The organism is Bacillus sp. z33, from assembly GCF_058313615.1.
This window is the reverse complement of the sequence record NZ_JBZFQN010000002.1, coordinates 400,339-415,667: the sequence shown is the minus strand read 5'-3', so window position 1 is coordinate 415,667 and position 15,329 is coordinate 400,339. Positions and strand designations below refer to the sequence as shown.

General features: G+C 40.0%; 14 protein-coding genes. All 14 read right to left on the bottom strand.

What is annotated here, in order from left to right; genetic code table 11:
• Positions 1-5: 5 nt before the first annotated feature.
• Positions 6-1,556, bottom strand: coding sequence for a lipopolysaccharide biosynthesis protein (locus AC4G3L_RS09135; RefSeq protein ID WP_491076642.1), 1,551 nt, complete (start codon positions 1,554-1,556; stop codon positions 6-8).
• Between the two features lie 26 nt (positions 1,557-1,582).
• Positions 1,583-2,776 carry a glycosyltransferase gene (locus AC4G3L_RS09130; protein ID WP_491076641.1) on the bottom strand — a complete coding sequence of 398 codons (1,194 nt, stop codon included), beginning with the start codon at positions 2,774-2,776 and terminating at the stop codon, positions 1,583-1,585.
• Positions 2,773-3,834 (bottom strand): glycosyltransferase, encoded by a 1,062-nt coding sequence (locus AC4G3L_RS09125; protein ID WP_491076640.1) that lies wholly within the window; start codon positions 3,832-3,834, stop codon positions 2,773-2,775. The genes AC4G3L_RS09130 and AC4G3L_RS09125 overlap by 4 nt, the downstream gene beginning before the upstream one ends.
• Before the next feature lie 38 nt (positions 3,835-3,872).
• Complete coding sequence (locus AC4G3L_RS09120) at positions 3,873-4,208, bottom strand: helix-turn-helix domain-containing protein (RefSeq protein WP_491076639.1); 336 nt, start codon at positions 4,206-4,208, stop codon at positions 3,873-3,875.
• Positions 4,209-4,241: 33 nt separating this feature from the next.
• Positions 4,242-5,387, bottom strand: a complete 1,146-nt coding sequence (locus tag AC4G3L_RS09115) for a DegT/DnrJ/EryC1/StrS family aminotransferase (protein WP_491076638.1) — start codon at positions 5,385-5,387, stop codon at positions 4,242-4,244.
• Positions 5,368-6,030 carry an acetyltransferase gene (locus tag AC4G3L_RS09110; RefSeq protein WP_491076637.1) on the bottom strand — a complete coding sequence of 221 codons (663 nt, stop codon included), beginning with the start codon at positions 6,028-6,030 and terminating at the stop codon, positions 5,368-5,370. Before AC4G3L_RS09110 ends, AC4G3L_RS09115 begins: the two co-directional genes overlap by 20 nt.
• A gap of 5 nt (positions 6,031-6,035) precedes the next feature.
• Positions 6,036-6,632, bottom strand: a complete 597-nt coding sequence (locus AC4G3L_RS09105) for a sugar transferase (protein ID WP_491076636.1) — start codon at positions 6,630-6,632, stop codon at positions 6,036-6,038.
• Between the two features lie 161 nt (positions 6,633-6,793).
• Positions 6,794-7,984, bottom strand: coding sequence for a glycosyltransferase (locus AC4G3L_RS09100; protein WP_491076635.1), 1,191 nt, complete (start codon positions 7,982-7,984; stop codon positions 6,794-6,796).
• Positions 7,985-7,995: 11 nt separating this feature from the next.
• Positions 7,996-9,111 (bottom strand): glycosyltransferase family 1 protein, encoded by a 1,116-nt coding sequence (locus tag AC4G3L_RS09095; RefSeq protein ID WP_491076634.1) that lies wholly within the window; start codon positions 9,109-9,111, stop codon positions 7,996-7,998.
• 5 nt (positions 9,112-9,116) lie between these two features.
• Positions 9,117-10,184 carry an EpsG family protein gene (locus AC4G3L_RS09090; RefSeq protein ID WP_491076633.1) on the bottom strand — a complete coding sequence of 356 codons (1,068 nt, stop codon included), beginning with the start codon at positions 10,182-10,184 and terminating at the stop codon, positions 9,117-9,119.
• Positions 10,185-10,220: 36 nt separating this feature from the next.
• Complete coding sequence (locus tag AC4G3L_RS09085; RefSeq protein WP_491076632.1) at positions 10,221-11,114, bottom strand: glycosyltransferase family 2 protein; 894 nt, start codon at positions 11,112-11,114, stop codon at positions 10,221-10,223.
• The gene (locus AC4G3L_RS09080; protein ID WP_491076631.1) at positions 11,098-12,246 is read right to left on the bottom strand and encodes a glycosyltransferase family 1 protein; all 1,149 of its coding nucleotides are present in this window, start codon (positions 12,244-12,246) and stop codon (positions 11,098-11,100) included. Before AC4G3L_RS09080 ends, AC4G3L_RS09085 begins: the two co-directional genes overlap by 17 nt.
• A complete protein-coding gene (locus AC4G3L_RS09075; protein WP_491076630.1) occupies positions 12,231-13,385 on the bottom strand; it encodes a glycosyltransferase family 4 protein in 1,155 nt (384 codons plus the stop codon). Before AC4G3L_RS09075 ends, AC4G3L_RS09080 begins: the two co-directional genes overlap by 16 nt.
• A gap of 4 nt (positions 13,386-13,389) precedes the next feature.
• On the bottom strand, positions 13,390-15,216 hold the full coding sequence (locus AC4G3L_RS09070) for a polysaccharide biosynthesis protein (protein WP_491076629.1): 1,827 nt from the start codon (positions 15,214-15,216) through the stop codon (positions 13,390-13,392).
• Between the last annotated feature and the right edge of the window lie 113 nt (positions 15,217-15,329).

Genomic DNA, 15,329 nt, shown 5'->3' with positions numbered 1-15,329 from the left:
TTTCTTTATTTTTCTAATGAACTCCGTTGACTAACCCCCTTCAACCTACGGAGAAAATGAAGCATTACGTTTTGGATGTAAATAAATTCATCACGTTTATAAAATAGCACGGTATATACCACACAAGGTATGAGCGCACTAATACACCCTTTCGCCATTAATGAAACAAAATTTTCTCCGTGGACCACGAGGTTTGCAATCCATACCGTTAGCGTACCTGTCCCTATCGTTAGACAAGCGTAGAGTGTGTATGTTTTAAAATAGGAAAATACCTCTTGATCGAACAGATATTTATAAACTAGTCTTGGTGAATTCCAAAACACAGTGGTTAACGTACTAATAAGGGTTCCTAGAAATATTCCTGGCAAACCCATATACTTCACTAATACACAAGATGCTATTAAATTAACTCCTGCTTCCAATAATGTAAAATATTGATCTTGGACGAATATACCTCCCTTCACCTTAAAAATTAAGACGGAAGCTCTCATTCCTGTTACATAAAAATTTATCAGAATGATCCAGTACGTCAAAGGATCCAATAGGTACCCACCGCCAAGCCACCAATTAATAAATGGTTCCAACATACAAAACAAAAAAATGACACTGACAGAATATATCCAAAAGTTTAAAAAGTAGGTTACCTTGAATATGTGATATCGCTTTTCTTTATTCTCGAGGGCGATTAAATGCCCAACACTGGCACCGAAACCATCTAAGAGAGGCGCAAGGATGGTCCCCAATTGCCCCATAATCATCGTATAGTTTGAATAAATTCCTACAACAGTAACTCCTATAAAGGCCGAGATTAATAAATGATCAGTACCGGTTACACAAAAGCCTGAAATATTATGAAGAAACATGGCTTTGATATTTTTTATCAGCTGCTTCTTTTCAGGAGCATCCAGTGAATAGCGGATCTTGGTTTTAATATAGGGATAGCGCTTAGTGACGATATGTCCATTTAGCATGGTTTGGATAAGGAATAATCCAACTTCCACTGCTAAATAAAGAAGATAGTTATGGGTCCATAGTAGAATCATAATCTTTCCTGCATATCCGAGCAGCTGAAAAAGGAAATTAACGCGCATTAAAACATACTCTTTCTGATCAGCGGCAATTAAGGATATTTTATGAGCATTCAAATAGGCAATTGCATTTTTGGCTACGAATAGAAAGTAGGCAATGGTAACCGTCATGCCCACATCATGTTCTTTTAATAAATTCCCTAATAAAGGATAAAAGATAAGGCTAATTACAATTATAATTATGGCTAAAATCGCATAGGCTCTCTTATACAGCTGAATGAGCGCAATAATTTTAGGACGATCAGATAGGGCAAGTGGTTTATATAAACTATAAACAATGCTTGCTCCAATACCGCTCTCTACCAATGCCAGCATGGCCAGTACATTTGTCAGCAAGCCATTTATACCTAGATAGGTAAGACCTAAACTGTCCAAAAAGACCTTTCTTGAGACAAAGCCAAGCATGGCAATGATGATTTGCGTGCCCATTCCAATGTACATATTTTTTATAGAATGCTCCGTTCTCATTTGTCCCATCCTTTAATGGCCGCGGCTTAGTCAATCAACTGATAAAAACGATCAATATTTTCACTGCTTCCCTTTTTCTCTTTCTGCAAGTTTCTAACTATCTGTTCCCGCAACATGGGATTGATCATTAATTGCTTTATCCCTTCATATATAGCTTTCGGATCCAGCTCCACAATCAACCCATTAATTCCATGCCTTATTTGTAGATGTACGGATTCGAACCTAGTTGAGACAATAGGAATATTCAGATGACGTGCCTCCGCTATGGCCAGCCCATATCCTTCTGACCGAGACGTTTGCACATACACGTCAGCATGCTTTATATAGGGATAAGGATTTTCCGTGACCCCAAGCAGGACAACATAATCCTCTAGTCCATTCCTCTTGATAAATTGCTCCATATCTTCCTGCAAAGGACCTTTCCCAAGAATATACCAACGGAAATCCATGCCATCTCCCTTTAACAGCTTACAGGCTTCAAGCGCAAGATCAAATCCTTTCAAATAATCCATGCGTCCGATGGTTAACAGAGAAAAACCCTTTTCGTATGGATAAACCCCTTTAACGGGTTCCTCTGCTCTCCTCTTAATTTCTTCATAGTCAATCAGATCGTAAACAACCTCCACTTTATTCTGAAAGTGAGGAAATGTTTGAATATAGGTGCTCTTTGCTGAATCAGATACGGCAACAATTTTTTCATAACGATCATAAAATTTATTCTGATATGCTTGTTCTTTCGGTTCAAGTTCATAACTGGCATTTACCCAGCTGAATTTTTTTGTAGCCTCGACCTTTTCAGCTACATAAAAATTTGGAATTCCCTGTGCATAACTGATCGCAATATCATATTTTCGTGTATTTAGTCGAATTCGCTTTGATACACTCTCCCAAAAAATTCTCGCTATTTGAGGATTGTTATAGGACCTCACCCTCAGGCGTACAGAATATACGATCCTTGACCAAAGCATTCGATATTCTCTATGTCGTATGGCGTACTTGATAGCTTCGATAAAGCTGAGACTTGAAAAATACATATACGGCAGCGGCGGCTGCAGCTTTACTTCAGCCGGTACCAATTTTTCAAGAGGGCCTCCATATGCAAACAATAGCAATTCAACCGAGTACTTCGAATAATCGAGCAATGATAATAATGTAATCAAACTTTTTTCAGCACCTGCGCAGCTTAAGGAATCTATTACAAACAAAACGTTCTTCTTCATACACTTACCTCTCCATTTTTCTCCGTGACCATCATTCGTTCGAGTCCTATGGGTTTCGGAAGAATATGCATCATGCGCAGACCTTTTTTTACTAGTAAGAAGGCAATATATAGATAGGGATCGATATGAAAAAACATTAACTCTCGCCTGAGCCCCTTGTCTTTTTGCACTGCTTTATATAAGAAAGAGAAATTTTCTCTAATATATAATTCGATATCAGCACGATACATCCCAGCTGGATCTTTCTTTCTATTTCTAAGTAAAAGCTGATAATGAATCAGATGAGCTTTAGCAATTTCTTTATAAGATTCGTCTGACAAGTCACTGTAATACTGTTCTAAAAATTCATGGCGCTGCTTTAATCCTTTCAGATAATCCAAATTCTTCTTAGAATAGGAAGCAACAATGCTATCTGCATGCTGATAATAATAATAGAGGGGTTCATGTGTAATCACATACGTATCAACTTTTTGCATGACTAGATGTGACCAAAATACATCCTCAAAAAAAATACCCTCTTGAAAGGGAGTATCTTTAATAAGTTCTGTTTTATAAAGTTTCCCCCAGGCAAAATTTTTCACGACTTGATTGAGAACAAGCTCTCGCATTAATTGTTGATTATCCAAAACGACCGGCGGATTATCCTGTTGCTCGAATCGATGGTCATATAGAAAATAATCCTCATAGGCGTAATAATGAGCTGTTTGTATAACATCAGCGTGAAACTGTTCCAATCGATCAACCAAACCATCTATTAAAGCAGGGGCAATCCAATCATCGCCATCCACAAAGAACGTGTACTCACCACTTGAATAAGTCATTCCGGTATTTCGTGCATCTGAAACACCGCCATTTTGTTTATGAACCGGAATAATTCTTTGATCGTGGTCGGCATAATAGTCTATGATTTCCCCACAGGAATCAGGTGATCCATCATTGACTAAAATGATTTCAATATTTTGATAGGTCTGGGAAATCAGGCTTTCAACACAGCGCGGCAAATAGTTTTCCACCTTATAAACCGGTACAATAATGCTGACCTTTTTCTTATTCAACATAATTATTCATTCCTCTTCCTTCAAATAAAAATGGCCATTTACGATTTATTTTTCCACTTAATATACTGAACTAATGCCCGATATTCATCCATTTGCTCTTTATCAATAACCGTTGTCTTTAATTCCTCAATTAATTCTATTAACTCCTGATTCAGTTTGTGATCAGGTTCAATATTTTCCTGTACACGCAATAGTGTTTTCAAATCAGCATTTAAGACAACCGCCAGCCTTTTCAGCACTTCAATAGATGGGTTTTGATTCACTCCTCGTTCTATATTGCTTAAATAGGATTTGGATATTCCGGCGTTGGCTGCAAGCTGAGTCAGTGTCAGTCCTTTACGCTTTCGAATTTCCTGTATATTTCTCCCTATCATTTCCTCACCTCCTTCTGAAGCTCAGGTTATTGACTACTTTAATGTCATCCGCAAACAGTCAATAACTCTCTCCATATCCTCTTCTGTCATATTGGTACCTGATGGAAGACAAATGCCTTTCTCAAATAATTGTTCAGATACAGGCAAATCATCTTGATGGGCAAAAAAATCAACATCTTTAAATAAAGGCTGCATATGCAATGGCTTCCACATCGGTCTAGCTTCAATATTTTCATCTGCCAATGCCTGTAAGCATCGTGTAACATCTTCTTTATGTTCCAAAGTGAGTACCGTCAGCCAACGATTCGATAAGGTATGTTCCAGTTCAGGCAAAAAGTTCAAACCCTCAATCTCAGACAGAGCTGCCCGATACGTTTCATAAATCATTCTCTTCTTTTCAATTCTGTCCGGCAAAACCTCCAGTTGTGCCCTGCCAACCCCTGCCAGAATATTACTGAGCCGATAATTATAACCGACTTCTTTATGTTCATAATGAGGAGCGATTTCCTTTGCCTGCGTGGCCAAAAATTTTGCCCTCGCCAGAGCCTCAGTATTATTCGATATAAGCATTCCTCCACCAGAAGTAGTAATAATTTTGTTCCCATTGAAGGAGAAGATACCAAAATCACCCAAGCTTCCGCATGATTGGCCATGATAAAAGGAACCAAGGGCTTCAGCGGCATCCTCCAATATAGGCACTCCATATTTGGAACAAATGGCACAAATCTCATTCATCTTGGCACTTTGCCCATACAAATCTACAACAATAACAGCCTTAGGAAGTTTATTGCTTTTCGCCGCAAAATACAGCGCCTGTTCAAGAGCCTCTGGTGACATATTCCACGTATCCGGCTCAGAATCAATAAAGACAAGCTCCGCTCCCTGATAAATCACTGGATTAGCACTGGCGATAAAGGTAAGGGATGAACAAAAAACGACATCCCCTTTCCCCACATTCATCAAAGATAGCGCCAAATGAATTGCTGCGGTCCCAGAATTAACAGCCACCGCCCCCTTCACCCCAGCATATTCAGCGATTTCTCTTTCAAACGCATCAATATGCGGACCTGCAGGAGCAATCCAATTATCCTCAAGAGCTTTATGAATAAAGGCCATTTCTCCACCACTTAGATGAGGGATCGCCAGAGGTATTCTTTTCTTAAATGCCACCGTCTGCACTAGCTCCACCCCCTTCTTTATTCTCAATGTTTCGGGCAGGTACACCCATTGCCTTACAATAGTCAGGTACATGTTTAACAACCGCTGCTCCGGCTCCAATTTTTGACCATTTACCAATGTTGATTTCAGGGATAATAGAAGCTCCGGCTCCAACCAGGACACCTTCTTGAAGAGTAACTGACCCAGTTAAACATACCCTTGGAGACACATGGGCATAATCCCCTATCTCACAATCATGATCGACAATAGCCCCCGTATTAACAATCACATGCTTTCCAACCTTTGAATCAGCGTTAATGATGGCTCCCGGCATTACTACGGACCCTATACCTATTTGGGTACTTGGGCTAATGATGGCTTTCTGGGAAATTAGTGTACAATAGCGCTCGTCGGATAGATTTAATTTCTCAGCAATTGCTTTTCGGGTCTCATTATTCCCAATCGCAATGACTACTTTAACGTCCGGATATTGCTTCAAAATAAAATGAATAGAATGAATTGGCCCAATATATAAATCTAAAATGGCATCCAGCAATTCATACTTATCATCCAGATAGGCAATAATTTGACCACAACCGCTGGATTCTATTAATTCTTTAATCACCTTACTGTGCCCTCCATGGCCAATAACCGCATAATTCATTTCAATCACTCCTTCAGCGGACGTTTAAAATAATCTACTGTCGCCATCCCTTGTTTTGTAATGCCTTCAGAATGTATAACTTTTTTGAAGGTGAAGAATATAATCTTCAAATCCAGCCAAAAGGTACGATGGTTGACATACCATAGATCGTACGCAAATTTTTCTTCCCAGCTAATGTTATTACGGCCATTGATTTGTGCCCAACCTGTAATACCGGGTACCACCAAATGCCGTTTGGCTTCTTCTTCCGAATAATAGGGTAAATACTCCATCAATAAAGGCCTTGGACCAACAAAGCTCAGTTCCCCTTTTAATACGTTATATAATTGCGGCCACTCATCCAGACTGTATTTTCTCAACCATTTCCCAAATGAAGTCAGCCGTACTTCATCCGCTAATAAATGACCGTGTTCATCGCACTCATTTGTCATTGTCCGAAATTTATATAGTTGAAATGGTTTTGTATATAAACCGGGTCGCTGTTGCATAAAGAGGACAGGAGATCCCAATTTAAATTTGATTAGAATCGCTAAAATAGACAAAAACGGCCATAAAAAAATCAGCATGACGAGTGCCAAGCTGAAATCAAATACTCTTTTCAATTAGATACACCTCACTTGTACGGGATTATGTGTGAAAACCATTGTTCACATAGTTCGTTGGAAACTTGCTTATTTTATTAAGAAAGTAAACATATCATGGCTCCATCATCGAGGAAAAGTCACCTAAATGGTATTAAAAAGAGAATATTTTAAATGAATGTCTATCTATCATCCAATAAATTTACCAAGGGATGGACTTTCTCTAATCCCTGTTTGTTTCTCCTAGCCAAATGATTCTTGAGTACTGTACGCCCTTCAGCAGAAATCAATAGTTGTTCAATCGCATCCGCCAACCCCGTTGTCCCGCTTTCAGCAATCATTCCGGTCTCCCCATTCCTGATTTGCCCACGAAATGATGGAATATCAGTCACCACAACTGGACATCCAAGTGTAAGTGCTTCTTCTACCGCGACACAATGGGCTTCTGTTCGAGAAGGCTGTACATAGATCATAGAGTTTTTTATGTAAGGATAAGGATTTGCTTTTTCACCCAGCAAATGAAAGCATTTCTCTAATCCATACTCCTTCACTTTCTTTTCCAGGGAGTGTAGCTCAGGCCCATTTCCAATCCAATACCATCGAATTTTCACTCCACGCTCCACAAGCATTTTGCAAGCGTCCACGGCTTCCCAAATTCCTTTTTCCTCGACCAATCTGGCAACCGTCACGACAGAATTCGCCTCTGCAAACTCCTCTTCCATCGGCTCCTCTGCCTGCAATCGTATCGATGCGGGTGATACCATATTATGAATGACTTTTATCTTTGAGGAATTCTCCGGGAAGTATTCTTTTAATGAGCGACTGGCTGATTCAGATACACATACAATCCAATCGCTTTTTGCAAATACTTTTTCATCGAGTTCCGGTGCTGGCCAGCCCTGACCCATGCTGTAATGATAGTCCATATGGTTATAGACGATTTTCCGTTTTGCGTTCACCTTCTCAATCACATAATAATTGCAAAAGAAATCGAGGTAACTGACAGCTGCATCATACACTTTTTCATTCGCCGGAAGTGTCGATCGATAAACAGACCACCTTCTAGCAGTACCTACACCTCTAGATAACCTGCCGGCCAGGGCGGACAACAGCTTAGCGGCCAGCAAAGAATATTGTTTGCCTCGTACCAATTGTGGGATTGCCTGTCCAATCGGCAGTGAAAATGTTTCAAATAATGGAGGCAATAGGTTCACCTCACGAGGAACCTGCGAAAATAAAACACCACTATAATCAAATAAAAGCAAATCGACTTCGTACTTTTCATAATCCAATTGATGAAGCAGGGCCAGGAGACTTCTTTCCACTCCACCAGTTTGTAAATACTGGGCCATAAATAAAATTTTTATCTTCATTCTAAAATCACCTAACTCGCCGACATGTATAACTTTGCCCATTGTCTAACGCTATTTTCCACATCAAAACCATTCTGTAAAAATTGATCATGTATTCCTGATAAAGATGGTTTTTGCAGGGAGGCAGTACCCATAATTGCATCTGTCCAATTTTCAATCGGTTCTTCAAGCCCCAAATAAGTAACTAATCCTACTCCCGTATCCACTGCAGCAGGAACACGATCTGACACGATACATGGCGTTCCCGCACACTGCGCTTCAAGGGCGGCAATTCCAAAGCCTTCGAAAAGGGAAGGAAAGACAAAAACATCAAAGAGATACATCCATTTTGGAATATCCGGCTGTATGCCAAGGAAATGAACCGATTTTTCGACCCCTAATCTCTCAGCCTCAATCTCTACTTCCTGCTTTAACGGTCCATCCCCAACAAATATGGCTGAAGCTTTTACACCTCTATGGTGAAGATGTTGAAGAAGGCTCAGAATAAACGATTGGTTCTTAGATTCTGAGAAACGACCTACATGTCCGATTATCAGATCTTCCAATGGAATACCCATCTTCTTCCTTTCTGCTTGCCTATTTACTTCATTCAGTGATTGATAGCTTGTTATATCAACCGTGTTATTCATAATTTTTAAGTTTCGGGAATTCTCCCCAAACAAGAAGCGGCCCGCTTCATCACTGCAGGCACAATATTGATTGGCAAACATATGAATCATTCCTTTTAAAGCCCTCAGCCCCAATGCCTGCATTCCATATTCTCTTCTATTCCAACTCGTGCAATGTGAATGGCAGATGCGGATTTTCACCTTTGATAAAAAAGCAGCAAACGCCACGACGCCTCCCTGAAAATCAGTATGAACATGCACCGCATCATACTGTCCATCCTTCATGATAGATACTAATGTTTTAATATAAGGTGCAGGACCTGCCCTTCCAAGACTAGTAATTCGGAAAACCTTTCCCCCCAGTTGCCTGATTTCTGCTTCAAATTCTCCCTCTTTTAACCCATGGGAAACAAAATCAAATTGCAGCTCTTCATGGTCGATTCTGCGATATACATCCATAATCAACATTTCCGCTCCGCCTCTCTCCAGAGCACTTACAACATGCAACACTCTTCTCATTCTCATCACCCGCCGAAAAAATGACTTTTATATTCAATACCGAGAGAAATAACTTCCTCATAATAAAAGAAAACAAAATAGAAGATTAAGATTCCAAAGTAAATCAGCTTCCGATCCCTTTCTCTGAATGATTGCACAACCCACGGAATCAAGATCAGCTGATAAAGCCCGAAATAATAATAAAATCTGGCAAATATCCAGTTCTGAGTGGAGATAAGCATAAACACCAATCCTAAAACGGACATATTTATAATGACATCACTTTCAGGAAAGATTTCTCTTATCCGCTCTCTTCCCAAAAAAGCCAACAATAGAGGTACGGAGGTGACAAGCACACGCACCATGCTGGCTCCTCCTTCAGAAAAGCTTTGATAATGTCCGTATTGTGTCGATTCCAGTGCGGAGAAAAGCAATTCTGAGAATTGATTGAATCCTAGTATAAGAATCACGGATAAAAAAAGAAGCAAAAACGTCGTTTTAGACCACGCCTTGCTTCTGACAAGAAAATAGATTGGAATCATAATAATCGCACTCATATGGATGCTTGAGGCCAGCAACACAACAAAGCCATATTTTTTCCAGTTTCCTTTTATTAAAAAGGTTGTCCCCGCAAATAAAATGGCTGCTGCCAGAAATTGACGCAGCCCATTCATAGAGGTTAAAAAGAGACCGCTTGTGATAAACACATACAAGCCTATTTCGATTAAGCGGCAGTATCTATAGAGCACTATCAGGATAAGACCGTTGGTAAGCAAGGCTGTCACAAAGATTAACAGCTGCGGATTCATAGAAATGCTCTGCAGCAGCATTTGCAACATTCCAAACCCAATGTCTTTATTTTCGAAAATATACGCCCAATCCATTCTATTTATTTTGTAGGCATGCATATAGAAAAAAGTATCCCCGATATTTGAACGTAGTCCTGAAACACATACGAGTGTCAAAAGAGCGAGCAGAGCGAACAACTTGTTTGGTTTGATCGACATCGAACCAAACCCTATATCAAATGAATAAAATCTTGCCATCAAAGCAAACATCATCACTAACGCTAAATTTAAATATAATACTGTCATAACAGTCTCCCTTCCTCAACTGAAAGACAGTCCAGCCTAGGCTGCTGTTTTTCTTCTTATATAGGCGTAGAGCAAAAAACCCGGAAATAGGGCTAATCCAGTCAGCCATTTTTCAGGCGTATCCTGAAGAAATCGTTTATTCCCATCCAGCAAACTACTAGACACATAATGAATAGCCTGCCGGAATTTAAATTGCTTTCCAGCCATCGGAAGCTTCATTAATTCTGTTCGATAAAAGGCAAACCCTTTGGGATTCCGGCGATATTGGCGCAGCATATTAAGACTTGAGCCATCCGCTAAATATTCAACACAGCAAAGGACTTCATTCATCAATAGCATGTCATACTCACAATCAAGCCGGTAATACTTATAATCGAGACCGACATATCGTTCATTTTGAAATAAAGGATATGGGTATTTTTTCGTAAGACTTGTCCGATATACAAGCTTTTTATCACCTTTAATCCCATGCTTATGATAGAGATTAAATAATGTGGATTGTTCCAGATCATCAGGAAACCTAGTTCCAATGATCGTTCCATCTGAAAAGGCATCTAGCCCAATGATGCCGCCCACATGCTCACCGCCATGACACTCCCAAAAAGTGAGTATTTTTTCGACCGCGTCCATCGGCATATAATCATCTGAATCAATACATACATTCAATTCTGAATTCATTAGACGATATGCTGTATTATGTGCTCCATGCATCCCTTGGTTTTCCTGATAAACATAGCGGATGTCGACAGCTCCTTCCTCTATCCAGGAGCTGACCAGTTTTTCTGTCCCATCATTGGACCCGTCATCAATTATGAGCCAGCTGAAATCCTGACATGATTGTTTTTTCATACTATCGTAACAGGTGCCTAAACAATAGGCTCGATTGTACGTTGGGGTAAATACAGTCAATCGATTAGGAGGTACGGTCACCGACAGCCCTCCTTTCTTCAGCAGAGTTAACAAGATTGATATAAAAGTGATTCATCCACTCCGCAGTAGAACGGATATCATATCCTTTGGCAGCCAGAGTACTCGCCGGAATTTCTCTTTTAAAATCTATCTTGGCAAAATAGCTTATTTTAGTCAGCCATTCTTCCACTTTACCCAATCTGGCATATCGAATTAAATCAGCACCCAAATCTACCTCCTGAGTGATATGTTCAGACAATATACAAGGAAGGCCAGCAGCCTGCGCTTCTATGATTGTGACCGGTAATCCCTCATGAAAGGAGGGAAATAACATGAGGTCAAACGCCCTTAAAAGATCAGGAATATCATCTCGAATCCCAAGAAAAAGGACTTTATCCCTAATCCCTCTTCTGACAGCCAGTCCTTCCATTTGCTTACGCAGTGGTCCATCTCCTACTAATATAAGTCGAGCTTCAGGAAAAGACTTTAATGTTCGAACGAACACCTCAATCAGGAAAGCATGATTTTTTTGAACATTAAACCGGCCTACATGACCAAGCAACAGCGCATCATCTGCAAGATTTAGTTTTTTTCGAATGCGTAGTCTCCTACCCTCTGAAAATAAGAACTTCTCGCTCTCTACTCCATTTTTAATAATATTCACTTTCATGGAAGAGTTGCCAAACAACCAGGCTGCTGCCTTTTTCGAGCAAGCCGCATAATGAGTAGCGTTTTTTTGAATATGGGTTCCTGAATACCACTTATACGATTTGATTGCCCAACTTCCTTCACTTTCTGTATTATGACTATGCGCAATACGAATGGGAACTCCACTCTTTTTCGCTGCTTTACATACCAATCCGCTCATCTTATCCAGATGGGAATGAAGTATTTTATATTCGGGATGACTTAAAAAAAATTCTTTTAAAAGAAGCTGGTATTTAAATGGACCTACCTCAGAAATATAAGGAACTCGATGAATCATTCCTCCCATACCTTCAATTTCCTTGTCAAACACCCCGGGCTTGCATGTCAAAAAATCAAATTGAATACGGCTTCGATCGACATTTCTATACAAATTCATAATAAATGTCTCCGCACCCCCGCGATTCATATTCACTACTGCATGCAAAACTCTTATTGGGCTGTCCACGCTTCTTCCTCCATTTCATTCATATATTTTTGATAGATTCGGCTCACTTGCTGCAACACTCTGCCAACACTGTACGAACTTTCCATAATTTCTCTTCCATAAGCACCCATTTTAGATTCCATGGCAGGATCCATATAAAGCACTGCCAGTTTATTTACCATACTCTCCATATCATTTTGTTCCACAATCCAGCCGTTTTGGCAGTCTTGAATCAGTTCATTATGACCCCGGTTCCGTGTAGCAATCACTGGCAACCCGCAAGCCATCCCTTCCATTACATTAACTGGCAGCCCTTCACGCTGGCTGGCTGAGACCACAACATTACAAATTGGCAAAAGGCTATCAATATCATTCCTGAAACCCAGGAACTCCACTTGAGTAGATATCCCCAACCGTTTTGTCAGATTTCGGCAGTCTTCCTGCAACTCTCCTTCACCTGCAAGCAGGAGCTTTATATTCGGAATGCGTTCTATTAAATGGGCAACCGTATGAATCAGAAACTGGTGATTTTTATTTCGATTGAATTCGGCCGCATAAAACAGGAGATAATCTTCCTCCGAATAACCGAAATTCTGTCTTCTATCTAATTTTTCCACCTGAGGGATCGGTTTAAATTTTTCTATATCGACACCGACTCCATTAATTTTCTCGATTCTCCCAGCATTAAATGGATGCTCTTGCAGCAGTCCATAATCCTCTTCATTAATCGTAATCAGACAATCTGTATAATTGGCAAGCCATTTTTCAATCGGATAGTAGACCAGCCAATTTAAATAAGGAGCGTGTTTATAAAAATGAAACCCATGTACGGTATAGAGTACATGGGTTCCTTTTTTCCTCGCTTTTCTGGCTGCCAGCCGGGCAAGTAAACCACCCATAGGTGTATGGCAGTGAATGATTTCGTAATTTTCCTGGTCAATAATGGATGCTAGTTCAAGATAAGCTGCGCGATTTTGGAAATGGAAAGGAGACCGATGAACAGGAATGGTATACTTTTTATCCACATAAGGAAGAGTAAGATCCCCACTGGCTGCTACATGAACCATCCATCCATGCTCCTTGAACCATCTCATAACCGGCTGGTGAAAGGCCTTGAAATGATAATCTACCGTGGCGCAAAAAAGAATTGTTTTTGTCATCCCTTCATCCCCCCATGACCAATCCGGCAACCCCAGATCTTTTATAATCTGTCAGCATAAATAATCTCTCTTTTAATTGCTCTCCATTAAACCTCGCATATTCCTGAATAAATAGGTCAATTACTTCCATATCAATTGGCTGTGAGCTACCAATATAAATATGTTGAAACACTTGCTCTCCATTCATCTCATCCTGATCCAATAATTCTTCTACTAATTTCTCACCCGTCCGAATGCCTGTATATTGAATTTTAATTTCTTCCAGAGTGTATCCTGATAACGTAATTAGCTTCTTGGCTAAATCGACTATTCTAACCGGTTCACCCATATCGAGAACAAATATTTCACCGCCACCCGCAAGAACAGCTGCCTGAATACACAATCGGGACGCTTCAGGAATTGTCATGAAATAACGAACCATATCCGGATGCGTAACGGTAACTGGTCCCCCTTCCTGGATTTGCTTTTTAAATAATGGAATGACACTGCCTCGTGAACCAAGTACATTACCAAAACGTACAACCACAAACTTTGTTTTACTTTCATGATTCATATTCTGGACTACCATCTCAGCCAACCGTTTCGTTGCTCCCATAACACTAGTCGGATGAACAGCTTTATCACTTGAGATCAATACAAATGTTTGGACCCCATGCCAGTTGGCAGCTCTAGCTACATTCATCGTGCCAATTAAATTATTTTTAACCGCTTCATCTGGATTCCGCTCCATTAAAGGAACATGTTTATGAGCAGCGGCATGGAAAACGAAATCGGGCAGATACTTCCCCATCACATACATCATCTTATTGAAATCCTGAATATCTGCAATTTCGGTAATAATCTCTATATCTGCAGTATCTACTGAATGAGCTAATTCCATTTCAATATGATAAATACTCGTCTCCCCATGTCCAAGGAGTATCATTTGTTTAGGCTCAAATTTGGCTAATTGCCGGCAAATCTCTGAACCGATTGACCCCCCTGCACCAGTAATCAGGACGACCCGATCTTTGATGGTCTCTTCAATCTTTTCCAAATCCAATTGAACAGGATCTCGTCCCAGCAAATCTTCAACCTTAACATCTCGGAACTCACTGATTGGAGCATTTCCCGACAAAATTTCATCCAAACCAGGCAATATTTTCGTCACACAATTCGTACTTAAACATAGTTGATAAATTTGTGATAAGATTGCTTTTGGCAAAGAAGGAATTGCCAATATAATTTCTTCCACTCCCCATGCTTTTACGATAGACTGAATATCTTTCGCTTTTCCTAAAACCGGAATACCAAAAATATGCAGATGCTGTTTGGCAGGATCATCATCAATAAACCCGACTGGCTGTATTTGGGAATCGATATTTTTTAGCAAATGACCGGCAACCATCCTACCCGCAGAACCGGCACCAACAATTAAAATCCGCGTTTTTTTCTGACGCGAATTCAAGACAGAATCCCTGAATAATCGCCAGCAAAAGCGCGCGCCTCCCATGAACGTTAAATTCAATAGTCCTACAGCAACGAACAGACGAACGAATACATTCTGCATCAAGATGGATTGAAGGATAGCTACTGTTACAATAGAACAGGAAACCACTTTGAAAATGACAAACCATTCTTCAATACTCGCATATTCCCATGCTTTTCTATATAACTTAAACACCATTGAAAAAACCAAAGTAACGATAATTAACATGACTGCAAGTATTATTAAATAAGTCATTTCCACCGTTATATACGCGTTTACTAAAAATGTGCCGTAAAGAATAGCTGTCAGGATGATAAATGAATCGATTAGAGCGAATATCCAAAAACGCTGTTTATAACTCATGGTTTTCTCCTCCTTCTTCGTGTACTAGTTCATAAAACCCTTACCTATATGCCGCTCTACCATATAAGTAAAGGCTTTACAATTTAAAATGGATTGATCAGTGTCTATTAAAA